Genomic DNA, 26221 nt, shown 5'->3' with positions numbered 1-26221 from the left:
GAGATGAAATGGAGTGGTTCCCGGATGAAAGAAAACGATATATTCTCGATCAATTGAGATCGAAACAAAAAGTACAAGTGACTAGTTTATCTGAATATTTTTCTGTCACTACAGAAACGATACGTCGTGATTTGGATCAACTTGAAAAAGAAGGCATGGTTAAAAGGGTGTATGGTGGTGCAGTTCTGTCTAGCTTCCATCAGGGGGAACCATCACTTTTAAACAGAAAAAGCATTATGGAGAAAGAAAAGAAATTAATTGGTAAAAAAGCAGCCGAGCTTATTAAAAATGGGTCAACGATTGTCATCGATGTGGGCACAACCGTCATCGAGCTCGCGAATGAAATAAAAAATAAAGAAAATATTACGATTTTAACCAATTCATTACCGGTTTCAACGATCCTTATTGATGCATTAAATCGGAGTGTATTTTCAGGCAAAGTCATTTTACTCGGTGGGGAATTAAACCCAGAGCAGCATTCTGTTACCGGAAAATTAACAGAAATGCTTTTAGAAAACTTTATTATTGACCAAGCATTTATTTCAGTTGGCGGCGTCTCTCTGCAAAATGGCTTGAGTGATTATGATCTAAATGAATCCATGATTTCGAAGGCGATAATTAAATCGTCTAAAGAAATGATTGTCCTAGCCGATCATTCGAAATTAGGTGTCGATGCCTTTTGTAAAATTTGCTCGATCGAAGAAATCGATGCCATTGTGTGCAACACGGAGATGCCAAATGCATGGCTAGGAAACCATTTATTTAAAAATGTAGATTGGATTTTAGCAGATTAAAAGGAAGTGTTACATTGAAAATCGACTATCATGTTCATTTAGAAGAAGGGCCATATTCGACGAACTGGTTGGCACGTACAGCAACATCACTCGCCTTTTTTCAAGGAAAAGGTTTGACTGCCAGTCCGCATTCCATCGAGTGGGTTAAGCAGATCACTAAGCAATTAAATAGCAGAGTTGAGGAAGGTTGCTATTCGGAAGCGTGGCTCGACCTTTACTTAGAGCGAGCAAAACAGCTTGGGTTAAAAGAAGTTGGCATTGTGGAGCATTTGTATCGATTCCGAGATTGTCTCGACTATTTCAAAGAACATATGCATTTAGAAGCAGATTCACTCGGAACCTTACAGAATAAGTGGTTGCATCAAGTCTCAACCATTCCATCGATGGACCATTTTATTGAGTTTATTCACTCGCAACAGGAAAAATGGCAGAAGCAAGGGGTGAACCTTGCACTGGGACTCGAAGCTGATTATTTTCCGAATGGAGAAGAAAAACTGAAAAGGCTACTTGAAAACAAGCCGTGGGATTATGTCATTGGCTCTGTCCATTTTATTAATGGCTGGGGCTTTGATAATAAAGAAACAGCCCACTATTTCGAGCAAATGAACCTCATCGAATTGTATCAAACACACACGTCTTACGTATGTCAATCGATCGAGTCCAAGCTATTTGATATGGTCGCACATTTAGATAATTTAAAAGTATTTTCATATCGACCGGAAGAAACATTACTACTTGAAAACTATCAACAAGTCGCTGAAACCTTAAAGAAAAACAATATCGCTTCTGAGGTGAACACGGGATTATCCTACCGCTACCCAGTCAAAGAAGCTTGCCCAAGTCCATCGTATCTTCAAGTACTAGCTAACTACCAAGTGCCCCTCACCCTGTCATCAGACTCCCACTACCCTGATGACTTAGGCACAAACCTCGATCAAGCAACAGAGCTTCTAAAAAACAATCATTATACGAGCGTAGTAGGCTTCTCAAAAAGAAAGAGACATGCTGTAGAATTGTAGTCAATACGAGGCAATGCCGCTAACTGTGCCGACACGAAAATTCTCAGCAATAATGTCGTAGAAAGCTTTTGCATTATGTAGTTGATCAGCGGGCAGCTGCAATCCTTTGTTAGAAGCAGCTTCCTAAAGGTGATCGCACTTGATCAAGAGAGCGAGTTGGTAAGTAAAGCGTGTCGAATTTTATTTGGCGCTGTCGAGAAATCGATAAATGAGCCGAAGTTGAAAATAAAAACTATAAAGTTGAAAATAAAACAGGTAAAGTTGAAAATATTTTAGCCGAAGTTGAAAATAAACCCGCAAAAGTTGATAATAACTCTTCCCGAACTATAATTTTTGCTAGATTATTGTCATCAAAAAGTAGGGAAAAGTGCTAAAATAGCAAATGTTAGCTTGCGAAGGTAGTCGGCATTCTAAAAAAGTGTCTCAATTCAGCTTTAGTGTACCTAATCTTATTAAAAGTAGCTCAAAATGATCGAGAAATAGAGTCACTCTTTTAATCGAAGGGGTGTCAGGCGCAACCAGCGCGTTAAAGCGCCAAAGATGTCTGCACCCTTTCTCCTTTTTTGTAACATTCCTGTAACCTACTACCAAAATTTTCACATTATAATAAAAGATAAGGCGAATTGTGCCGATATGTAAATAGAATGCAGAATATTGTAAAAATTAAATGCTAATACTCTATAAATCTATTAAAAGGTTTTCAGGGAGGATTAAAAAATGGGTACAACGTCGGCTGTGAAAAAAGCGGTTATTTCTTCTACATTTGCGACAGGAATAGTATTAACGGCACCGTTAGTTGTCGATGCGGCACTTGGTGACCAGCCGTTAAAAAAAGGAATGAGTCATCCGGATGTTAAAGAATTACAAGAGGTGCTAAAAAACAAAGGCTACTTTAATTACCATACAGCTACGGGTTATTACGGAACGATAACAGAAGAAGCCGTCAAGCAATTTCAAAAAACACATGGCATTCAAACGACCGGAATAGCAAATACAAACACACTCAATCTACTTCTCAATTCAACTACGCAGTTCAGTGCACCGAAGACGAAGGTCGCATCAGCGACGACTACGACAACCAGCTCTGTACTTGCGCAAACAACAGGGCTGGTTCGTGCAGGTTCACAAGGACAAGCCGTGACAGAACTACAGCAATTATTAAAAGCAGCCGGACATTTTAAACACGAAGTTACAGGCTATTACGGCCGCATCACACAAAGCGCAGTTCAAGAGTACCAGAAAAAGAACCGTTTAACTGTCGATGGCATTGCAGGACGACAAACAATCGCTCACTTACTTGATACAAGCGGAGGACAACAGCCAACGGATCCAAAAGCACCAGCATCTACACAGAATGAACCGTCCCGATCATCAACTGTATCAACACAAACACCAACAGCCACGTCGTCAAATCAAAACGTAAACAATAACCAACCAATTGGGAATGTACAGCTCCCTGCACGAGTACTGCGAGTGGGCTCAAGTGGGACGCAAGTAAAAGAGTTACAAGAGTCATTAAAAAGGTTAGGGCACTTTAATCATGAAGTTACAGGCTACTTTGGCAGTATTACGGAAGTCGCGGTGCTCTCGTTTCAGCAAAGCCAACGTCTAACCGTAGATGGGATAGCAGGATCGCAAACATTTAGAGCACTCGAGCAAGCGGTAAATACGTCACAACCGACGACAGCCAATACGAGTACAAATACATCAACAAGCAATAATACGCCAGCGAACAATAACACGACTGCAACACAGCCAGCACCAACACAATCTAATACCGGCACAACAACATCTAACACGACAGTACCTGCACGAACAGTAGAGCAACCAAAGCAGACCGCACAACAACCAGCTTCAACGCAGACACCTGCACAACAAACGCAGCAAGGGTTCCAGGTCATGAACCTTCTTGCCGATGCAGCTGAGTTAGTCGGAACACCTTACTTATGGGGCGGTACTACACCAAGTGGATTTGACTGCAGTGGCTTCGTGCAATATGTCTTTAAACAACAAGAAATGAATGTACCACGTACAGTGGCACAGCAGTGGAGTGCAGGAACATCTGTGGACAAGCCTAGTGTGGGTGACCTCGTATTCTTTGAAACGATCGCAAAAGGTCCTTCCCATAACGGGATATACATAGGTAATAATCAGTTTATTCATAGTGGCTCATCAACAGGTGTCATCGTGGCGAGCATGAACAATAGCTATTGGGCTCCGCGGTATTTAGGGGCGAAAAAAATCCATTAAAAATTGCATAAAACATACCAAATGCATCCTGATAGGAAAACATCAGGGTGCATTTGTTGTTGAGCACAAAGCTCAATAAAGATTAAACGGATAAAGAATAGAACAAACTTTCAATGCAGCATACTAACATTTAACAAGTACAACTGCATTCGGAGGCTCCTATGGAAAGAATAGTGAAAACGAAATTAATCGAACAGGAATTTGGTTATCAACTGGTCGTCTACTTATCACCTGAAACGACAGAATTCTCATTAGAGTTTTTATCCAAGCTGAAAGAAGAAAAAAATGACCTGCTCGATGATGTTAAATTCATTATTAAGCAAAAGTACCAGAATGTTAAAATTACATCGATTTCCGTGGTCGTTGGAACGGGTTTATTCATGACACTTCCGGTGGAAAGAACAGAAGTAATGGCAGCTGATTTTACAATGTCTTATTTGTATTTTGGAACGACAACGCAGCAAGTTCAATTTGTCGACCGAACGAAGGGAACGGTTCAAGTTGTATCACCGAGTTATTTTAACTTAAATAATGATGGAACCTTAAAGCTTCCGCAGCCATTCCCAGAACAATTTGTAAAAGAAATGAAACAACGCGGTGTAAAAGTCGTTCCCTTCCTAAGTAACCATTGGAATCGAGATCAAGGAAGAGCGGCACTACAAAATCGTGAACTGTTAGTCTCACAAATTGTTGATACCATTAACTACTATGATTTAGATGGAATAAATGTTGATATTGAAGGTTTAAATGAAGACGATAAAGAAGCTTTCACCGATTTAGTAAAAATGTTAAGAGCGCAATTACCTGAAGACAAAGAAGTTTCTGTCGCAGTTGCAGCGAATCCTAATGCATGGTCAATAGGCTGGCATGGGATGTATGACTATAAGGCGTTAGCCGAACACTCTGACTACCTTATGGTGATGGCGTATGATGAAAGTTATCAAGGCTCACCGCAGGGGGCAGGTCCAGTTGCTAGTCTGCCTTGGGTAGAGCGGTCAATTATTGAAGTGCTTAAACACGCTCCACCTGAAAAAGTAGTGTTAGGCCTACCATTTTTCGGGAGATATTGGGTCGAAGGAGAGCCGTTAAATGAAGGCGGGAAAGGAATAACGAAAAGTCAGGTGGAGCATCTCATACAAGCGTTTAATGGAAAAGTTTCATATGACACCCAAGCCCAATCACCCCGTGCTGAAGTAACGATTCCATCACCCTATCAGCTTGGAAGCCGAACATTAAGCCCAGGGAATTACACCATCTGGTATGAAAATGCGACATCCCTACAAGAAAAGGTAAAGTTAGTCCATAAATACAACTTAAAAGGGACAGGAAGCTGGGCACTTGGGCAAGAGAACCCTGAAATTTGGAATGAATATGAAAGCTGGATCAAACCGTTTGTTGCTAGAAAGCAAATATCAGAGCTTCATGGTGCCAATCGCTATGCAACAAGTGCAGTGATATCGAATTATGCTTGGGAAAATGCCAATACCGTTGTCATCGGGCGCGGAGATGTAGCCGTTGATGCATTGACAAGTAGTGTATTAGCTAAAAAACACAATGCTCCATTATTACTCGTAACCCCATCAAAAATCCCCGCGGAAATCAAAGCTGAATTAACGCGATTAAATCCTAAGGAAATCATCATCGTTGGTGGAGAAACGGCTGTTAGCACACAAGTAGAGCAAGAATTAGAAAAGATGGGGTACATCATAACGAGAATATCAGGGGCTAATCGCTACGATACAGCCGTTCAAATTGCTGAAAGTACAGTTGAAGGTAATGAGATCTTTCTAGCAACAGGAGATAGTAACTCACCTGATGCGCTTTCGATTGCCCCTTATGCGGCTAAAAAACAAATACCAATTCTTTTTACAGAACAAAAAAGTCTCCCTTCGACATTAAAAAAGTTCATCATTGACTATAATATAAGTAAGGTTACGATTATTGGAGGGGAAACTGCAATTTCCGATAGTGTCATTTTAGAATTGGAAAACTTGGGAATAAGTCATATTGAGAGAGTAGCTGGGTCAGATCGTTATGCGACTAGTGTCGAAATTGTGAATAAATATAAAGAAGATTTCATTTTAGAAGAAGTATTTTTTGCGAGTGGAAATAGCTTTATTGATGCGCTTCCTGGGTCTTCCGTTGCAGCAGCGAAATCGGCTCCGGTTTTATTAACATCAGGAAATCAAGTTCCACCATCGATTAAAAGTTGGATGGAATTGAACGATGAAAGTACAAAACACCTTTATTTCTTAGGGGGACAACAGGTCATACAATCAGAAGTAAGGAGAATATTAAGTAAATAATAATAGACAAAAGTATACAAATTTCTATTCTACAGGGTAGAAATTTGTAAAACTTCTTAATCTAATTTTTGTCTATTCTATCTTTTTTATAACTGTGTTAATATTAGTAAGGATTTTTATCATTAAGATGATTGGAGTTTACGAATGGTAAGTATGCTTAGGAATGTTATTTCTGACTTAATTAATCATAGGGACTTAATTAAACATTTTATTATAGCTGACTTTAAGGCTAATAACGCACGTACGTATTTTGGGTTTCTATGGTGGATTATTGACCCTCTATTATACATGTTAATGTTTTACCTACTTGTACAAGTTATTTTACAAAGGGGCGGCGAAGATTATGCGGTCTTTTTATTTACAGCTTTAATACCATTAAAGTGGACGACTTCATGCCTGGTTGATGGCGCGAATGCCATTACATCGAAAAGAGGAATTATTCAGCAAGTTTATGTGCCAAAAATAATCTTTATAACTGTAAGACTAGCAGTAAATACAGTTAAGTTTTTCATTGGCTCGATCGTAATGTTTATCTTTTTAGCGGTATACGGCGTGGATTTTTCTGTAAATATTATATTTTATTTTGTTATTATCTTTATTCATATGATCTTTTTATTAGGAGCTATGATCCTTCTTGCTCATATTGGCGTTTATATAAAGGACATCAAAAATATGATGCAGTATATCAGTAGAACGTTGTTTTACTTATCGCCAGTCATGTACGATATTTCAAGGGTACCAGAAAAGCTTGCTGCCTTTTTATATTTAAATCCACTAACGACATTGATTACATCGTATCGAAATATCTTTTTATATCAGCAGCCACCACAATGGAATTCGTTATTAGTACTATTTATAATTTCGGTTTTCATTTTATTATATAGTCTTAAAGTATTAACCAAGTATGAAAATCATTATGCTAAGGTGATCTAATGGAAAATACAGTTGAAAATATAGTTGAAAATACAGTTATTGAATTGAAAGATATATGGGTCTCTTACCCCGAAAACCAAGAAAAGCCTTTAAAGTCATTGTTAAAAAAAGACAAAAAGGAATTTTGGGCATTAAAAGGGATAAATTTTGACGTGCGTTCAGGTGAAGTGTTAGGGATTGTCGGCAGAAATGGTTCTGGAAAAAGTACACTTCTTAAAATTTTAAGTGGGATTATGCTCCCAGATAAAGGCGAATTTAAAGTGAAGGGCCCGCGCCCAGTGCTTCTTTCACTTGGAGCTGGTTTTCAGCCTGAATTATCGGGAATTGAAAACATCTATTTAAATGGGCTCCTATTAGGCAGAAAAAAACATGAAATAGATGCTTTACTAGATGAAATCGTTGAGTTCTCAGAGTTAGGCGATTTCGTTTATAAGCCTGTCAGAACCTATTCCTCAGGGATGAAATCAAGATTGGCTTTCTCAACAGCTATTACGTTAGATCCTGAAATCCTTCTCATTGATGAAGTATTGGGGGTTGGTGACAGTGCATTCCAACGAAAGTGCAAGGATGCAATTTTGAAGAAAATCAAAGACAATCGAACGGTGATCCTAATTTCACACTCTGCCAGTCTTGTAAGAAGTATCTGTGATCGAGTCGTTTGGATTCACCTTGGCGAACAATATGATGTGGGCGGTACGAATGAAATTGTTGCGAAATATGAGGAGTTCATGAAAAGGAAGCCGCAAAAATGAACGTCGTGATGGTACTTTTCAAAGACATTCTTTATGATGCTAGAGTGCAGCGAGAAGCAATAGCCTTAGCTGAAGGGGGATATCAAGTCACGATTTTTTGCGTTAAGGAGCATGAAAAAACATTGCCTTCCTTACATGGGAATATCGTTATCCGCAGACTGGCTTTATTCACAAAGTCAGCAAAGATGAAGATGAATGGAAGCGGCACAGCAACAAGCAGCAGAAAAGTGAACATGATCAAGGCAATCGTTCGATCTCCGATGATCAAGTTAGTGAAAGAAGTGGCGGTGACGAAAGCCTTTTATAATAAAATAAAACAAAGCTTAAGCAACCAAAATGTTGATGTCATCCATTGCCATGATTTAAATACATTGCCAATAGGACATTGGCTGTCAAAAGACAAGGAAGCAAAGCTAATTTATGATTCACATGAACTATATAATGAAATGGCAGGTAGGACAGCATTTGATCAAAAGATTGGCTACAAATTAGAGAGATCTCTAATGAAGAAAATCGATCATTTAATTGTCGTTAATCCATATGTCAAAGCGGAGTTTGAAACCCGCTATGGGCAAGTGCCGACAACAGTTATTCAAAACATCCCATTAGTAGAAAAAGCCAAACTAGTGGAAGAACTGTCGAAGAATTACTGGAGGGAAAAGTTCAATCTAACTGATGATGATATTATCTTAATTTATCAAGGCGGGATGAACCCTAATCGCGGAATAGAAGATTGTATTCAAGCGCTAAAGGAGTTGCCCGACCATTATAAGTTAGTGTTGTTGGGTGAGGGAACAATAAAGCAGAACTTGGTTGACGCTGTTCTCCAACTCGGTTTATCTGCGAGGGTGTTTTTTCATGATCAAGTTCCTTCTGCGGATATACTCTGGTACACGAAACAGGCTGATATCGGCTTGGTCATGTACCAGAATAATAGCCTAAACAACTATTTATCAACACCTAATAAGATCTTTGAATATTTATTAGCTGGCATTCCGATGGTAGCCTCAAACCACCCTGGAAAAAGCTATATCATCGAGCCTGAGGAGATTGGAATATGTGTTGAGGAAAGTCCAGCAGAAATAAAACGTGGAATCGAATATATAATGGAAAATTATGATTTTTATAAAGAAACTTGTCGTAAAAAAAGAACCTTGATTACTTGGGAAGAAGAAGGGCAAAAGCTAGTCAACGCTTATAAAAGCTTATCATGATTGAGTGCTTGAAAAAGGAGTGTTAATAAAAGTATGTTTAAACGATTTATTTCAGAACATCGCAAAAGTAATGAAGAAAAACACTCCACAGCTGATAAAGTGTGTATGGTAGTCTGGAATACATTCGAGACAGATGCAAGAGTTACGAAGGAAGCGAAAAGCTTAATTAAGCTTGGGAAAAAGGTGACAGTTATCGCTGTCTTTGAACCGAAAAGAACAAAGAAACATGAGGAAAAAGATAGTATAAATATTATTCGCATCGATAGAACGATTTTAAAAAAGAAAGAACTGAGTCAAGTACCTTCTTCCAATAGTATCAAATCAAATCATGTTCATCACATAAATACCGAAAAGAAATCAAATCCTATAAAAAAAAGGATAAGATCGATCCTTAAATCTGTTTACGGGTTGATTCCAAAAACAATGATTAATATTCGTTTTTTTTTATATGCGATGAAACAAGATGCTACAATATATCATGCACATGATTTAAATACATTAGTCCCGACATATTTAGTCGCTAAAATAAAAGGTGCAAAAATTGTATATGATGCTCATGAAGTCTCAACAGACCGAGCAGGGTGGAAAAATAAAAGGCTTTGGACAAAGATAGAAAGCTTTTTAATTAGAAGAGTGGATCACGTTATTACTACAAATGATACGAGGGCTGAATTTTTTAGCGAGCAGTACAATATTCCGGTTCCAACGGTTATAAGAAACGTACCGCCACTACAATATGTTTCAAAAACAGATAAACTTCGAAAACAATGCAATATCAGCATAGATGAACCGATAGTTCTCTATCAAGGAGGCATTCAACGAGATAGAGGCCTTGAAAATATCATACGTTGTATTCCACTTGTTCCTAAAGGAATTTTTATTTTTTTAGGAAATGGTTCTTTGAAACCTAAAATCATAGCATTAGCAAAAGAATTAAAGGTAGAAGACCGAACAAGATTTATCGACGCTGTTCCAAACGAAGAACTATTAACCTATACCGCATCTGCTGATATAGGAATGCAGCTACTGCAAAATACTTGTTTTAATCATTACTCAGCTTGTTCGAATAAAATTCATGAATATTTAATGGCTGGACTTCCAGTAGTGGCAAGTGATCTACCTGAAATTAGGAAGGTCGTTTCATCAAGTCATATCGGGTTAATAGTTAATCCAGATGATCTTGAAATGGTAGCAAAATCGATTAATACATTAATCAATAATGAAGAACTATATAAGGAATTACAAGGAAATACAAAAGAAGCTGCTTTACTTCACCATTGGGATATAGAAGAAGGAAAGCTTCATAAAATTTATAACTTTTTAAAATAAAGGAGAAAGAAAAATGAAACTTTGTGTAATGGGACTTGGATATATAGGTTTACCAACAGCTGTTATGTTTGCTAAACATGGTGTGAAGGTGCATGGTGTCGATGTTAATGATAAAGTAGTTAAAATGTTGCAGGAAAAGGAATTACACATTGAAGAGCCTGGTTTAATCGAAATGATGGTTGAAGTTATAGATGCGGGGAATTTAACATTTTCTACTGAGCCGGAACATGCAGATGCGTACATTATTGCCGTTCCTACGCCAATTAAAGGAGATAAAACTGCTAATTTAGACTATGTGGCAAGTGCAACTGAAATGATTTTGCCGTATGTAAAGAGTGGCAATTTAGTCATATTAGAATCAACTGTTCCACCGAAAACTGTTGAAAATGTTTTAATCCCAATATTAGAGAGAAGCGGTTTAGTAATTGGAGAAGAGGTATTTATTTCTCACTCTCCTGAACGCGTGTTACCAGGAAAGCTATTTGAAGAACTTGTTTCAAATGATCGTATTGTAGGAGGAATCAATGAGAAATCATCCCAATTGACGGTTGATTTGTATAAAAAATTCGTTAAGGGGACCATTCATGTCACTGATTCAACAACAGCTGAAATGGTTAAACTCATGGAAAATACGTACCGAGATGTTAATATTGCTTTTGCTAATGAACTAGCGAGAATTGCCGAGAAAGTTGGATTTAACGTATGGGAAGCAATCGATTTAGCTAATTGCCACCCACGTGTAAATATTCATAAGCCAGGACCAGGTGTAGGGGGACATTGTATTGCTGTTGATCCGTGGTTTATTATCGAACAAGCACCAGAGGAATCAAAGTTGATTTCTATGTCTCGTGATATAAATGAAACAACGCCAGTTCACGTTGCTTATAAGGCGCAAAGTATTGTTAAAGAAATTGTAAATCCGGTAGTTACAATTTTAGGACTTGCATTTAAAGGAAATATTGATGATATGAGAGAGAGTCCTTCTCTTGAAGTAATAAAAGAGCTAAAGAAAAATAACAATATTCAAATAAAAATTTATGATCCACTAGTAAAACAAGAAATGGATGGTAAGGTTGAAACTCTTGAAGAGGCGGTTGACGGCTCAGACTTATTAGTGGTGCTTACGGATCATAATGCTTTTAAGGAGATAGACTTTAACTTAGTGAAAGAAAAGATGAGCAGTGCTAATGTTTATGATACAAGAAATATATTAAATTGTTCAGAACTTACTAAAAAAGGCTTTACATTAATTCGAAACGGTTCTAATAACTAAAGAGGTGTAGTTTATGAAAATAATAAATCGAATTAATGAGAATACAGAAGTGACACTCGAAAAGAATAGCTTTTCTCAAGGTCTTTTCCGTTGGATTACCCAAGAGATTTATGGAGAATCTGTTATTACGGAAGGTGATCACTCTAAATTACCATTAATATTAGATAGAGAAGGGTATCAAGTTTTAAATCTTGTTCAGGATCATATCGATTTGCCGATTTCAGAGGACATGCCATCCAATATCTCCTCTGAAAAAGGGAGTATTCTTACAATAGACTTAAAGAGTAGAACCTTTGATACTGCCGTATTAATTAACGTTATTAATAATATTGGGCAACAGGAGAGGTTGTTTCAAAGAGTTTGGGACTTACTCAATAGAGAAGGGAAAATTGTTGTCATAACTCCTTTATTAGAACCTAGACCTGACCAAGCACAAAGTAATATCCAATTAACAACCATAATGTCAAACATGTATCCATATTTTAACTTATCAGAAATAAAGATTGTTGGGGAGTCCTTTTGTTTTAGTGCTCATAAGCGGGAGAAAGTGATTCACGGGGCTTTAACTAATGTTGATTTACAAGTTTTGGCGGAAGCAGAAAAAGAATTCCAGCAAACTAAGCTTAGTTATTTAACGGAATTAGAACATAAAGAAGAAACAATCAGGCAATTAACAGCACAATTAGATAAAGAAAAAATCACTGGCAAAGATATAAGAAAAGAGTTATACGAGCATGTTAAAGCGTTTGAAAACGAAGAAGTAAGAAAAAGGTTAGAAATTGAAATTGAGCACTTAAAGACAGAACATTCAATCTTGGAGAAAAGTTTTAAAGAGTACGCTTCCCGTGCAAGTGTTGCGCTAAGTGACAGAGATAAAAATCTTAAATATCTTATTAATCGATTAACGGTGATACAGCAATCGACAAAATATAAAATTATGTCTCTTTTTACAGATGCACTAAAAAAACCTTGGTTGATTCCAATCAATTCGTATCGAGTAATGCGAACAATTGGGGGTGGGGTAAAAAGAAAAATTAAGCGAAAAAAAAGAACTTATCGTTTAATTAACTTACCATATAAATTATCACCAATCCCACGTTCGCCATACGGTGATGTTAGCAGCAAATTTTTAACGGGGGTTGCTGAGCTAAGTTTAAATCCATTATATTTGACAGGATTATACGCTTCGCCATCCTCTATTAAACAGTTAAGAGTAGCCGCTATATTAGATGATTTTTCATACCAATCGTTCAAACATGACTGTAAGTTGATTACTTTTAGACCGGATAATTGGAGAGAAGTATTTTCATACGAACATCCTAACCTATTATTAGTCGAATCCGCTTGGAAAGGAAACGGAGGGTCTTGGCAGTATAAAATTGGTAAATATAATATTGCCCAAGCAAACGAGTTGAATGATATTTTAGCTTATTGCAAACAAAAGAATATAGCGACAGTATTTTGGAATAAAGAAGACCCAATCCATTATGATAAATTTATTGATACTGCGAAAAAATTCGATGTCATCTTTACAACTGATGAAATGTGCATACCAAAATACAAAGAAGCGTGTGGGCATGACAAAGTTTATTCGTTACCATTTGCAGCTCAACCGCAGCTACACAATCCGATAAAAAGCTCGGGCTATAAGGAAAAAAGTGTCTGTTTTGCTGGTTCATATTATGCAAACCGTCATGAAGACCGAAAGAAGGATCAGGAAGAGCTGCTAGATGCAGCACGTGAATATGATTTGGAAATTTATGATCGAAATTATTTTCCGGATGGTAAGCAAAACGAGCATTTCATGTACCCAGAGAGGTTTCAGAAACATGTCATTGGATCCAAGCCCTATAGTGAATTGGTCCGCGAATACAAAAGATACAAGGTATTTTTAAATGTAAACTCGGTGCAAGAATCGAAAACGATGTTTTCACGCAGGGTTTTTGAGTTATTGGGATGTGGGACGACAGTAGTTAGTACTTACTCTAAAGGTATAGAAACGATGTTCGAAGGGATTGTCCCAATCGTAAAAAGTGAAGCCGAAGCAAAAGAGCAAATTCAGAAGGCCCTTTTTAATGCAAACTGGAGAACGAAAAATGAGATTATCGGAATGAGGGAAGTGTTTGAAAAACATACCTATGCCGAGCGCTTATATGAAATAGCGACTAAGAGTGGAATATCTGTTGATAAACCATATCAATTTAAGGTGCATGTCATTAGTGTTGTAAAAACAAAAAGTGATGCTGAAAAAGTATTAGAAATGGTCAAACTTCAAGAAATGAAAGAGTTATCACTAACAATATTTTACTTTGTTTTAGATGATGAACAGAACATTCATGAGTTGCAAGAAGAAGAGAATGTTGACATTATCTATGTAAAGAATGTTAAGGATATCGATGATCATATGGGTGAAAAGGTAAATGAATTTGATTATATTTCTTTGTTTACCCCTAACAACTATTATGGACCTAACTTTTTAAAGGATTTGGTTCATGCAGTTATTTATACTGACTGTGAAGTGATTGGAAAAAGAGCTTACTTCTATTATGATGAAACAAAAAATGAAATCTTATCTAAAGATGTAGAAAAAGATTACACATTTACGAATAGTGTTCGAGTGGATGCGTGTTTAATCAATGCTGCCGTCTTTAAAAAGCATGACTTTACCATTAGTAACCTTGTCAATAACGAAGAGACGTTAGCTAATTTATTTAATTACGGATTAAAAATGTTCTCGATCCATCCATATAATTTTGTAAGCAATGTTGAACAACTTCCTGACACTGAAAAAGAAAATGTACTACAGAAAATCGTCATTTAAAGAGGGATAAATAGTGGAAACTTATAGACCTTTAATCTATGCTGATATCGATTTAAATATTATTGACGGTTCAGCAATATGGGTAACATCAATTGTCGAAACGTTAGCTCAGGGAAAAAATGTTCATCCAACATTGTTATTAAAAAGACCAATCATCAATGACAAACTAATCAAAAATTTGCAAGCATATGACAACGTCACGATTCTCGACCCTTGGGGAGAGGACTTTAAAAAATTAAAGCTAAGTATTAAGGAACAAAGGTGGAAGATTGCACAAAGGCTCGAAGTGAAATATGCTGGCGAAATCATCTCCAACCTTGATAAAAAACTCAATTATGATTTTTTCATTGTTCGCGGCTTTGAACTATCGAAGGAGATTGCCTATAACCATCTTTATTCGAATAGAACATGGTTCTACATTACAGATTTCCCGCAAAAGCAGGAAGAGGTAACAGAAACACACTTAAGTGATCTGATTTCCATCTATAAAAATTCGAATAAATTAGCTTGTCAAACTCCTGACTTGATTAACTATTTCAAAGAGCTATTAGATGTTAAAGAGGATTCGAAATTTCTGTATTTACCGCCAATGATCCCAAATTTGAAAATAGAGATGGATTTATTAGAAAATAAACATAATAAATTGGTGTATGTCGGTAAATTCGGTCCTTATTGGAAGGCTCCAGAAATGTTTCAAGCTTTTTCAGAGATCGGAAATGAAAATTACAGCTTTGTTGTAGCTGGAGATAAATTTCATAATTACCCGTTCGAAGAAGGTTATGACCAGAAGGTGACGGCGTATTTAGAAAATACAAAAAACGTCATCTGGAAAAAGGGCTTAAGTAGAGGGCAAGTACAAGACCTAATTAATGAATGTGACGTCGGTGTATCTTGGAGAGATGAAGCTTTAGATGACAGTAAAGAACTATCAACGAAAGTATTAGAATACGGATTGCATGGCAAGCCAGTTATTCTTAATAGAAATTATTTGCATGAAAAACTATTTGGTGAAGACTATCCTTTATATGCAAATTCTAAACAAGAGTTTATGGAAAAAGTAAATCTTGCTTTTACGGATGCAGAAGCTTACAGAAAGGCTGCAGAAAAGATATTAAGAATTAGTGAAAAGCACACTTTTTCCAATATTTTCGGATATTTAAAGCCGTTGATTGAAGAAACCAAGCATATTAAGAAATACCTTAAAGAAAATGAAAAAAATAAAATAAGGTTATTAATAGCCGGTCATGATTTGAAGTTTGCAAAGCTTATTATTAACTATTTTTCTCTCCATCCAGATTATGATGTAAGACTAGACAAATGGACTGGACATAACCAACATGATCAATATGAAAGTAATAAATTATTAAAGTGGGCAGATGTTATTTTATGTGAGTGGGGCCTTGGTAATGCCGTTTGGTATTCCAAGAAGAAATTAAAACGGCAAAAAATGCTGATTAGAATGCACAATCAGGAAAAAAACACACCATACCCACAAAAGATTGTTTGGAAAAATGTCAATAAATTGGTGTTTATCTCGAATATTCCTAAATCGGAAATCATGCCGTCACTTAATCTTCCAGATAGTAAAATTGAACTTATTTATAATGTTGTAGATGCAAAAATTCTCAATAAATCAAAGCTTCCTGGTTATGAATTTAACCTCGGGTTTATGGGAGTTTCCCCTAAATTAAAGCGACTTGAAATGGCACTAGAGATTTTTGAGCAACTGTGGTTAAAGGATCCTAGGTATACGCTCTATGTAAAAGGTAAGCTTCCTAATGAATATGGTTGGCTTTGGAATAGGACTGAAGAGAGAAACTATTATTTAAATATCTTTAAAAAGCTTAATCAAAGTCCTTGGGCCAATTCGGTTGTTTTTGACGGTTGGGGCAGTGACGTTTCGGAATGGTTTAAGAAAATTGGTTTTGTTTTATCCACGAGTGATTCGGAAAGCTTTCATTTAGCTGTGGCTGAAGGAATGGCATCTGGAGCTATTCCCGTCATAAGAAACTGGTATGGGTCAGAAGACCTTTACCCAAATGAGTATATTTTTACTAATGTCGACGAAGCAGTATCTATTGTAAAAGACGCTCAAGAATTAAATGAACGTAAGCAAACGGAAACAGAACTTAAAGAATTTATTAGAAATAATTATGATAAAGAAATAATCTGCAATCAATGGGATGTATTAATTAGACAATTAATGGAAAATTAAGTAAGAGGCTGATTGATAAGTGTCTGCGCTCCTCGCAGTAACACGATATATATACCAGATAAGGGTCTTGTATATATCGTAGGAGGGGTGTGTGACACTTCACTTTTGTGTAAATAATGTACATAGATGATCCTCCTACGTCTTTCTACAGGAATTAAGAGGTGAGAAGATGAAATATAAAGGGAAGTGGTTGTTACTGGGACTCTTTGTTTTGTTTGGCTTAATGGGATGTGCCTATAATGAGGGTGTTAATGATGGACAAAATCCTGACAGTGAAAAGTTGTTGAGAGTTCATACTCCAACAGCTGTTAATATTGAAACATTAAATAAGCGAGTACCTGTAGCAAATCTTGAACATGGTCAGGAATTCCCGTTTATACAAGTTGAAGATAACTGGTATAAAGTTAATTTTGGAAATCATTACGGTTATATAAATAATGAAGATGTCGATTTAGTAACTAACACTGAAATAGATATAGAAATTACTGAAACAGCCACATCTAATAAAACGGTTATTATGTTAAATGATACACAGGTTTTCAGTGAAAATACAAAGGGCGCTCTACCGATTGCTACTCTTTTAGAAGGAATAGAATATCCTATACTCGATGAAGACGGGGATTGGTATAAGATTAATCTAAGTAACCGAACGGGCTTTATTAAAAAGCACGAAGTGAAGGAAGTAGAAAACCCCAATATAGCCGATATTGATTTTGACTATTATTTAAAAAGGGATTCCGCAGAAAACTTAAGTTATATTCGCCCGTTCTTTTATGGACCAGTTAATAGAAGGGAATATCTTTTAGCCTCTGATCAAATGCTAGAAGGAATTTTTAGTATTCCGCCTTTTGGTGAATTTGATTATACAAACGGAATAACATGGGACGAAAACCCCTCCAATACCCGGTCATATATGAGGTCTTTACATGGGCACTTTTTCATTTATGATTTAGTTGAAGCATTTCGAGAGACGGGAGATACAAAATATCTATTGAAAGGTCAAGAAATTATTGAAGACTGGATTGAAAAAAATCCATTGGATGACCCTTCAGATGCTATGGCTTGGCATGATGAGACAACTGCTCGAAGGTTAGTATCGTGGGTTAACTTTTTTGATGCATCAAAAGATATTCTAGAGGAAGAAACATTACAGTATCTTCTTTCTAACATGGTTACGCATGCAGATCTTCTCTTAAGAGATTATTTTTACTCAAGAAATACAAATCATGGTATGTTCCAGGATGAAGCACTACTCGTTTTTGGTGATTATTTCAATAATCTCCATAAATCAGAGACCTATAAAGAGTTTGCTAATAAGCGGCTTAAAGACTACTTCGCTTACATTATTTCGGATGAAGGTGTTCACCTAGAACATTCACCATCATATAATCAATTAATTGCCAATGCGTTGCTCAAATATCATCATTATTATGGTGCAGCAGATAATGATGAGCTTTCAAGTTATTATATTGAAACTTATAATAATATGGTCGATTATGCGACTTTCATAATCAAGCCAGATGGGCAATTTCCGTCGATTGGCGACACCTTTTTATCAGATACTCCATCATCGATACTATGGAGCGAAAGTCCACATTATACGTATTCCAGAACTACTGGAGCAGAAGGCACCCCGCCAGATACCATTGATAAAGTATTTAAAGAGTCTGGCTATGCGATATTTAGAGACGCGTGGACGTTAAAAGAAAAAGCAACGTACATTCTTTTTGTCGCAGCATATCACACGTCCTATCATAAGCATTCAGATGAATTAAATTTATGGATTTATTCGGATGGGGATATCATTATGGAGTCAGGGCCGAATGGTTATGATTATCAAGATCCTTACACTGAATATGCATACTCTTCGTTTGCACACAACACACTTATTGTTGATAATGAAGGATTGCCTCGAGTAGACGGGAAAGTCGACCAGACGTATTTATCTGATTATGAGATAACGGATAATTACTCATCAGCGACTGGTGTAAATGACCGGTACGAAAATGTTACACATACTCGAAAAGTAACCCATTTGAAAAATGAAAATCAAATTGTCGTTAATGATGATATTGTTTCTAAGGGACCTCATCATAACTACAAATTACTGTGGCATCTAGCACCAGACATTGAAATAGAAATTAACGGGGAAAATGCAGAGTTGTATAGAGACGGAAAACAAGTAATGACTATTTCATTTTCTTCAGAGACTTCGCTAAATATCAACAGTGTGTATGGGCAGGAGAAGCCGCAAATTCTAGGTTGGTTCTTTAAAGGGATTAAAGAACCTATACCAACAAACACGATTATAGTTGAATTCGATACAGACAATGCGGAAGTTATAACTACTTTTAATATTCTTAATTAATTTTTAGCGCTCTATGAAGCGCTTTTTTGTTGCCAAAAGAAATTGATAATTGACTGATAATACTCCAAATTGATAATTAGAAAGCCAAAATTTATATGAGTTTACAATTAAAATCCAATTAATATGTATAGTTATTATTGGATTACTCCTATATAATTAAAGTACTTTGCTAGTTAAAAGGAGATTAATTAATGAAAAAATATATACTCAGTTTATTATTTATAATGATCTTTCTTTATAACTTCAATGATATTAGTTTAGCTGAAGGAATAAATGCAGAAGACAAGACGAGAGTCATCGTTTATTATAAAGATTCTTCTATAGAAAATAATGTGGATTTATTTCATAAAGCAGAACAAGTAGAACAAAAGGTAACTGATAATATATACGAAATTATAGAATTGCCTACTACAGAGGTTGACCTTTGGATTAAAGAAGTAGAAAAAGATAACTCTGTAATTTCCGTTGAAAAAGAACAACCTTTGTTCACTTTATCAATACCAAATGACCCGAAGTTTAAATCGCAAGAAATAGATTTTAATAGATTGAGAGTAGTCGAAGCATGGGATAACTACAAACCACAGAAAAAAATCAAGGTGGCAGTCATTGATAGTGGGGTAAAGCTAGATCACCCAGATCTAAAGAACTCTTTAATAAATGGAAAAAACTTTATTACTGAAGGATTGCCCATTGATTATGATGGACATGGGACGCATGTTGCTGGCATTATCGGGGCTCAAACAAATAATAATACTGGAATAGCCTCCATTTCAAAAGGAATGGTAGAAATTATGCCATTAAAAGTCTTTCATCAAAATAAAGGAACTACTCTCGAATTAAAAGAAGCTATCATCTATGCCGTAGATAATGGGGCAGAAATTATTAACATGAGTTTAGGTTTCTATGACTATTCAGAATATGTACATGATGCGGTAAAGTATGCCTATGAAAATGATGTGCTGATGTTTGCTGCTGCAGGTAATGATGGACAAGAGCGGGTTGCGTACCCAGCTGCATTTAAGGAAGTAACTGCGGTTGCTGCTATGGATAGCACTACAAATGAAAAAGCGAGTTTTTCTAATTATGGGGCAGAAATTGAAGTAGTAGCTCCTGGGGAAAACGTTTATAGTACGTGGCACGACAATAGTAAATTATATAGTTCAGCAAGAGGGACGAGCATGTCTGCACCCTATGTTTCTTCCCTTGCAGCTTTGCTGAAAGCACATCAACCATCACTTATAGACCTTCAAATTCGTCAAATCATGAAAGAAGCTGCAATTTCCCTAAACTCTCATTTTGGATTATTAGGTTCTGGTGCCATTGATGTGAAAAATTCATTGAATTTAATCGAGCAAAAGAATCGAATTTACGGGAAAAATTCGGTGCAAACTTCAGTTGAAATTGCAAAAACTGGATGGGGAGAAGGAGTAAACTTAGCGACGTTAAATGACAAGGAAGGAAATTTTGCTGTCCTATCGACTAACCAATCCTTCCCAGACTCTTTAACTGGAACAACACTAGCTTACCAGTTAAATGCGCCATTGCTTCTAACTAATCCTAATCTACTCGATGAACAACTACTCGCTTCACTTCAAGAGTTTGAGGTTACTGATATTGTTCTTCTTGGCGGTAAAGTAGCGATTTCTGAAACAGTGGAAGATGAATTAGAAAAAGAATTTACGATCCATCGAATAGAAGGAAAAAATCGCTACGAAACAAACACTATGATTAATCGTGCACTAGAAAGGAAATCTAGTGAAGTTATTATTGCTTCGGGAGAAAATTTTCCTGATGCTTTAGCCGTGGCCCCATTTGCAAGTCAAAACGGGATACCTATAATTTTAGTGAAACAAAACAGTATTCCAGAAGATTCATTAGATTATTTAAATAGCATTAGTTATACGAATGCTATTGTACTTGGCGGAGAATTGGCCATTTCAAATAATGTGCTTAAACAATTAAAAAATCCGGTCCGCATCTCAGGCAGCAGTCGATACGATACAGCGATTCAAATTAACGATTACTTTAATGAGAGTGGCGAAAAATTACTATTTGCTTCAGGTGAAAACTTTAGAGATGCCTTAGCTGGAGCTAACCTGGCTGCAAAAAAAGATATGATTATGGTATTAGTCCAGTCCAATAAACTTCCTGTGCCTACTGAAAATTATATTGATAGAAAAGTGAGTAATAATAATTCTGTACTCTCGTTTCATATATTAGGAGGCCCTGTTGCGATTAACAGCACAGTTGCCTGGGATATCGACCGTATCATTAATTATCGAGGATATTATGATGGGCTGCAAAACATGGAAAAAACAAGTTTAAACTAATGGGAGAGTTAGAAGTTGATATAAAGGATAAAGGTATAGGCTTTTGAAAAATAATAATAAATTATAAAAGGGTCGGATTTCCGACCCTTTTTCAATAACTTTACCTATAAAAATCTAATATCCCTTGATAAATCGCTTCAGCTGATTCTTCTCTAAATTGGCTCGTTTTCATGCGTTCTGCTTCAGTTTCGTTTGTTAAAAATCCAACTTCTACAAGTACAGCAGGCATCTCAGAGTTACGTGTAACTGAAAAATTAGCCTCTTTTACACCACGATCCTTGTTCTTGACAATGTAAGCGAATCTTTCTTGAATTTTTTCAGCAAGCTCTTTACTTTCGGCTGAGTTGCTATTCTTTTCATTCCAAAATGTTTCGCTGCCGTGTACTGAAGATATATTAACAGCATTGGCATGAACACTGACAAAAGAATTAGCGTTCGCTTCGTTAGCGATTTTAGCTCGTTCCTCTAATTCAATAAACACATCCGTTCTTCTTGTCATGACGACATTAGCTCCAGCTTCTTTTAACTTTTTCTCTAGGCGTAACCCAATATCTAATACAACGTCTTTTTCTTGTAAACCGTTCGCTACAGCTCCTGGATCGCCGTCTGGATAGGATCCGCCATGGCCAGGGTCAACAACAATCGTGTGACCTAATAATAGATAATTGCTCCCAGCAATTTTTAAATAAAAAGCATGAACATAAGCCCACGTATTATTATAGTTAATTTTTGCCCAGTCCCCTTCAAAGCCGTGAATTTCTACGGTAGCCCCTTTACTAAGAGAACCTACACTAGTACTAGAACTGCTAGGCTTACTGCGGACAGTCAAGCTGTTAGGAAGCACAACACCATTTGTAATGACCTCTTGGCCGGTAATTCCCATCACAACGAATTGAGAAACGGCCTGTGTTCCCCCTAGGACAAATAGGGTGTCCGTTACGTTAGAAATAAAATCCTTTACTTCATTACGAACAGATGTAGGGTGAGTTAAGACGACAGCTGCATTCTGCTTTTTAGCTAAACCTGCTGATGCAACTGCATCTGGATAATCTTCTCTTGAAGGATGAGACGATGTTCCTCTAACCACAATGGCTTTATCCTTAGGTAAATTAAAATGATTAATCGCTAATAAGTTTGTTTCAAAGCGATTTGACCCGCCAATTCGCGTCGTTTCAATACCGTTTTGTTTTAGTTGATTTTCAACGGCTGAACTTATCGCTGAAGTACCTCCTAAAATTGTAACATTCTTAACATTGCTAGGGAGCTGGGAAGGTAAATGATCCTTTCCAGCTAGAAAAATCGGTATTTGCTGCAAGGCTGAAATACTAGAGGCAGATAATGCATCTGCGATTGTCAAACCATTTACTAATAAAGCCGTATCACTTTCAGCTAATCCCGCGGCATCATTAATTTTTATAGCCGTTTCAAAGCGATTTTTCCCTTCAATACGTTCGACTGTAAGACCTTCATTTATTAGCGTATCAGTGACACTTTTATCAATAGCAGTCGTACCACCTAAAAGGTATACTTTGCTAGCGTTCAGTCTTTTAATTTCTGAAATCACTTTTGGATCAATACTTGCAGAAGAAGTTAATAAGATAGGAGCATCTTTTGCTCCAGAAAGCCCAGCACTAGCTAATGCATCGGCAGGGACATCAGATCTTGCAATGATGACTGCCTTTTCATTCGATGTAAGTCCATTTGGCCAACCTTCTTTTGAAATGTTAATTGCAGTTTCTATACGATTATCACCAGCAATTCGGTTGGTGTTCATTTCATTTGCAACAACTTCATTAACGTAAAAGAGATTAGTCAACATTATAGCAATAATTGCTATAAACATAATAGGCCATTTAAAACGCATGTAGATCCTCCTAATTGTCAGCTCAGATTTATACTATGTTAATTATAACTTAATAGATTGTCGATCATCATAATCAATTTTTACTAATTTGTAGTAAATTGTTGAAATGAGTAAGTATAGTTATATACTATACTAGTAGGTGGTTAGTAGAAAAGGGAAAATCTACATAAATGGGTGAAATATCTTGTACCATTTTAAGATTTTATGTCATAAGATGAATATATGTGTTTTAAATCAATAAGGAGGTTTGCAGATTGTTCTTTAATCGGATTGTTAATGTCTTTTTAATTCCATTTATTATTTTTAGTAGTTTCCTAGTTTTTTCTAATGGTGTAAACGGTAATGAAAAGTTAGATAACGTTAATATAGTTGAAACAGTCGGGTTTGAAAAGGACGACGATGGAAAATGGGTAATGACTGACCGTGAAAGTCAGATGGTGATCGAGTGGAATGAAGAAATAGATACCATTCAGGTGTCTCTACCTAAAAAGGGCCCTGGATTAGTTGTTTCAGATGGTTTTGAGGCTGTAGTCATAGAAATTACAAATGAAGAGGTTATCTATAATATAAATAGAACCGATAGCACATTACAAGAACTCCGTTTAACCTTAGTCGCTGTACAGGATGAAACAGAGCTTCCTAGAATGAATGAGATCAAAGCTGTAGAAAATACGGTTCAATTATTCTCAACAGACTCATCGAATAAAGAATTAACCATTAGAGGGAGAGGATTTGGTCACCGCGTTGGAATGTCGCAATGGGGAGCACAAGGGCTAGCCAATAGAGGGGTAGGTTACCAAAGTATTCTTTCACACTATTATCCTGGTACAAGTTTAACAGCAAGATATAATGATAGTGAAACAGTTACGGTAAACTTAAATAACGGAAATGGGAAAGAAAGCTGGTCGCTTCATGTGCCTAATGGTGCAGATGTTACAGGTGCAACAACACAAGTAGATCGACTAACAGGGAAAAACCGCTTTGAAACAGCAGTTAGCGTTAGTAAAATTGGTTGGAATCAATCTAATATTGTCGTTCTTACGAGAGGAGATAACTTTGCAGATGCCCTTGCCGGAGTCAGTTTAGCACATAAGCATGGGGCACCAATTTTATTAACAGAAAGTAATCAACTTAGAGAAGAAACGAAAGCAGAAATTGTTCGGTTAGGTGCAACTAAAGTCATTATTTTAGGTGGAGAACAAGCCATTTCAAAAGAAGTAGTAAGTGATATTAAGAAGATTGGAAATATCGACATCGAACGAATTGCTGGGAAAAGTAGATTAGATACAGCTAGAGAAGTTGCAAAAAAGGTAGCGCCAAACGGATCTCAAACAGTAGTCATTGTTAATGGGTTTGACTTCCCAGATGCGCTGTCAATTGCACCATATGCGGCCGAGCAAGGGATTCCTATTTTGTTAACGAATAAAAGCCAGTTGGATAATGAAACGAAATCGCTTATTGTATCTTTAGGTGCTACGAAAACAATCGTTGTTGGGGGTACTTTAGTTATTGAGCAAAATGCGGTTAAAGACCTTCCCGGGTTAACCCGTATAGCTGGAGCGAATCGTTATGACACAAATGTCCAAGTTCAAAACTATTTTAATAATACGAATAAACACTTTTATGTAGCAACTGGTACAGGGTTTGTAGATGCTCTTACTGGGTCAGCACTGGCTGCAAAAGAAGGAAAAGGAATCGTATTATCGCAAAAAGAATCGTTATCTGAACCAATAAAAAATTACTTGAGCCATAAGGAAATTCATAAATTTACGGTTTTAGGTGGAACGATAGCGATAGATGATGCTGTAAAAACAGAATTAAGTAATACAGCAATTAAAACATTAGAACCGAATGTTGAATATGAAGTTACTTCTTCTGGTTTTCAACCAGCTGATCCGAATAAAACGAAAATCGAAACGAATGTTCATAATGCAACGATAAAACCAAAAAATAATGGCTTTACTGATGTACAGTTTGGCAGCGATCGCAGAAAATATTATGGATTATTAGATTTACAAGTTTCAAATCAAAATATTTTATTAAAAAATCGAGTTAGTTTTCATAACTATTTAATGGGTGTTGTCCCGCATGAGGCATATCCATCTTGGAATGTAGAAGCCTTAAAATCACAGGCAGTTGCAGCACGTACGTATGCTGCAGGGAAGAGTTTAAATGTCGTTGATTCTCAATTGAATCAAGTGTATAAAGGGATCTATGAAAACTCAACGTATGCAAAAAATATATTAAATTCAGTTAGCGGTACGGAAGGAAGAGTATTAACGGATAGTAACGGAAAGTTAATTTCTGCATTATACAGCTCATCGAATGGTGGCATGATTGAATCAAATCGAGGAGCTTGGGGTAGTAGTCTCGTTTCCTATTTAACTGCACGTGAAGACATATATAATTTAAATGGAACGAATATTGTCCCAGAGGAGAATGCAATCTCTAGTGGTGGAAGCTATGTTCCGCCTGGAACGTATGCATGGGAAAGAAAGATCAACTATAGTGTGATTGAACAACAGTGGTCAACGATTGGAGAGCTGCAAACGGTTGAAATCATTTCTCGTACTGAAGGGCAAGGTGCTGCAGAAATAAAACTAACGGGTACGAAAGGTACGGTTACGGTCACAGGAAATGAATTTAGATCGAAGCTTGGTACAATGACGATACTATCAACCTATATTTTTGTAGATTAATAAGCTCTGTAAATAAGATAGAAGAAGCTGGCTCATTGATTGAGTTCAGCTTCT

At 36.6% G+C, this 26221-nt stretch carries 15 protein-coding genes; 14 read left to right on the top strand and 1 reads right to left on the bottom strand.

The window, feature by feature from the left end:
• Nucleotides 1-8 precede the first annotated feature (8 nt).
• The 13 genes from J0N78_RS04205 (at nucleotide 9) to J0N78_RS04145 (ending at nucleotide 21604) form a co-directional block, all read left to right on the top strand.
• Nucleotides 9-794, top strand: a complete 786-nt coding sequence (locus J0N78_RS04205) for a DeoR/GlpR family DNA-binding transcription regulator (protein ID WP_209121766.1) — start codon at nucleotides 9-11, stop codon at nucleotides 792-794.
• A gap of 14 nt (nucleotides 795-808) precedes the next feature.
• Nucleotides 809-1813, top strand: coding sequence for a histidinol phosphate phosphatase domain-containing protein (locus J0N78_RS04200; protein WP_209121765.1), 1005 nt, complete (start codon nucleotides 809-811; stop codon nucleotides 1811-1813).
• Between the two features lie 717 nt (nucleotides 1814-2530).
• Entirely contained in the window at nucleotides 2531-4063 is a 1533-nt protein-coding gene (locus tag J0N78_RS26105; protein ID WP_209121764.1) for a C40 family peptidase, read from the top strand.
• Between the two features lie 161 nt (nucleotides 4064-4224).
• Entirely contained in the window at nucleotides 4225-6369 is a 2145-nt protein-coding gene (locus tag J0N78_RS04190) for a cell wall-binding repeat-containing protein (protein ID WP_209121763.1), read from the top strand.
• Between the two features lie 144 nt (nucleotides 6370-6513).
• Entirely contained in the window at nucleotides 6514-7302 is a 789-nt protein-coding gene (locus tag J0N78_RS04185; protein WP_209121762.1) for an ABC transporter permease, read from the top strand.
• A complete protein-coding gene (locus J0N78_RS04180; protein ID WP_209121761.1) occupies nucleotides 7302-8054 on the top strand; it encodes an ABC transporter ATP-binding protein in 753 nt (250 codons plus the stop codon). The genes J0N78_RS04185 and J0N78_RS04180 overlap by 1 nt, the downstream gene beginning before the upstream one ends.
• Complete coding sequence (locus tag J0N78_RS04175) at nucleotides 8051-9268, top strand: glycosyltransferase (RefSeq protein WP_209121760.1); 1218 nt, start codon at nucleotides 8051-8053, stop codon at nucleotides 9266-9268. Before J0N78_RS04180 ends, J0N78_RS04175 begins: the two co-directional genes overlap by 4 nt.
• A 33-nt stretch (nucleotides 9269-9301) precedes the next feature.
• On the top strand, nucleotides 9302-10597 hold the full coding sequence (locus J0N78_RS04170) for a glycosyltransferase (protein WP_209121759.1): 1296 nt from the start codon (nucleotides 9302-9304) through the stop codon (nucleotides 10595-10597).
• Nucleotides 10598-10610: 13 nt separating this feature from the next.
• Nucleotides 10611-11870: a nucleotide sugar dehydrogenase gene (locus tag J0N78_RS04165; RefSeq protein WP_209121758.1), complete on the top strand. Its 1260-nt coding sequence runs from the start codon at nucleotides 10611-10613 to the stop codon at nucleotides 11868-11870.
• 13 nt (nucleotides 11871-11883) lie between these two features.
• Complete coding sequence (locus tag J0N78_RS04160) at nucleotides 11884-14691, top strand: glycosyltransferase family protein (RefSeq protein WP_209121757.1); 2808 nt, start codon at nucleotides 11884-11886, stop codon at nucleotides 14689-14691.
• Between the two features lie 13 nt (nucleotides 14692-14704).
• Nucleotides 14705-16906 carry a glycosyltransferase gene (locus J0N78_RS04155; protein WP_209121756.1) on the top strand — a complete coding sequence of 734 codons (2202 nt, stop codon included), beginning with the start codon at nucleotides 14705-14707 and terminating at the stop codon, nucleotides 16904-16906.
• Nucleotides 16907-17075: 169 nt separating this feature from the next.
• Nucleotides 17076-19274, top strand: coding sequence for an alginate lyase family protein (locus J0N78_RS04150; RefSeq protein ID WP_209121755.1), 2199 nt, complete (start codon nucleotides 17076-17078; stop codon nucleotides 19272-19274).
• A gap of 191 nt (nucleotides 19275-19465) precedes the next feature.
• Nucleotides 19466-21604 (top strand): cell wall-binding repeat-containing protein, encoded by a 2139-nt coding sequence (locus J0N78_RS04145; protein WP_209121754.1) that lies wholly within the window; start codon nucleotides 19466-19468, stop codon nucleotides 21602-21604.
• 100 nt (nucleotides 21605-21704) lie between these two features.
• Here J0N78_RS04145 and J0N78_RS04140 read toward each other — a convergent pair whose 3' ends face one another.
• Complete coding sequence (locus tag J0N78_RS04140; RefSeq protein ID WP_209121753.1) at nucleotides 21705-23468, bottom strand: N-acetylmuramoyl-L-alanine amidase; 1764 nt, start codon at nucleotides 23466-23468, stop codon at nucleotides 21705-21707.
• Nucleotides 23469-23722: 254 nt separating this feature from the next.
• Here J0N78_RS04140 and J0N78_RS04135 point away from each other — a divergent pair, with 254 nt between their 5' ends.
• Complete coding sequence (locus J0N78_RS04135) at nucleotides 23723-26167, top strand: cell wall-binding repeat-containing protein (RefSeq protein WP_209121752.1); 2445 nt, start codon at nucleotides 23723-23725, stop codon at nucleotides 26165-26167.
• Nucleotides 26168-26221: the final 54 nt, after the last annotated feature.

This window comes from Alkalihalobacillus sp. BA299, assembly GCF_017745675.1.
Lineage (GTDB): Bacteria > Bacillota > Bacilli > Bacillales > Bacillaceae_F > Alkalihalobacterium.
The sequence above is the reverse complement of the archived record's forward strand: the minus strand, read 5'-3'. Positions and strand labels throughout refer to the sequence as shown.

Coding starts and splice junctions, on each gene's coding strand:
- J0N78_RS04205 (WP_209121766.1), top strand. CDS start 9: ATGGAGTGGTTCCCGGATGAAAGAAAACGATATATTCTCGATCAATTG.
- J0N78_RS26105 (WP_209121764.1), top strand. CDS start 2,531: ATGGGTACAACGTCGGCTGTGAAAAAAGCGGTTATTTCTTCTACATTT.
- J0N78_RS04190 (WP_209121763.1), top strand. CDS start 4,225: ATGGAAAGAATAGTGAAAACGAAATTAATCGAACAGGAATTTGGTTAT.
- J0N78_RS04185 (WP_209121762.1), top strand. CDS start 6,514: ATGGTAAGTATGCTTAGGAATGTTATTTCTGACTTAATTAATCATAGG.
- J0N78_RS04180 (WP_209121761.1), top strand. CDS start 7,302: ATGGAAAATACAGTTGAAAATATAGTTGAAAATACAGTTATTGAATTG.
- J0N78_RS04175 (WP_209121760.1), top strand. CDS start 8,051: ATGAACGTCGTGATGGTACTTTTCAAAGACATTCTTTATGATGCTAGA.
- J0N78_RS04170 (WP_209121759.1), top strand. CDS start 9,302: ATGTTTAAACGATTTATTTCAGAACATCGCAAAAGTAATGAAGAAAAA.
- J0N78_RS04165 (WP_209121758.1), top strand. CDS start 10,611: ATGAAACTTTGTGTAATGGGACTTGGATATATAGGTTTACCAACAGCT.
- J0N78_RS04160 (WP_209121757.1), top strand. CDS start 11,884: ATGAAAATAATAAATCGAATTAATGAGAATACAGAAGTGACACTCGAA.
- J0N78_RS04150 (WP_209121755.1), top strand. CDS start 17,076: ATGAAATATAAAGGGAAGTGGTTGTTACTGGGACTCTTTGTTTTGTTT.
- J0N78_RS04145 (WP_209121754.1), top strand. CDS start 19,466: ATGAAAAAATATATACTCAGTTTATTATTTATAATGATCTTTCTTTAT.
- J0N78_RS04140 (WP_209121753.1), bottom strand. CDS start 23,468: ATGCGTTTTAAATGGCCTATTATGTTTATAGCAATTATTGCTATAATG.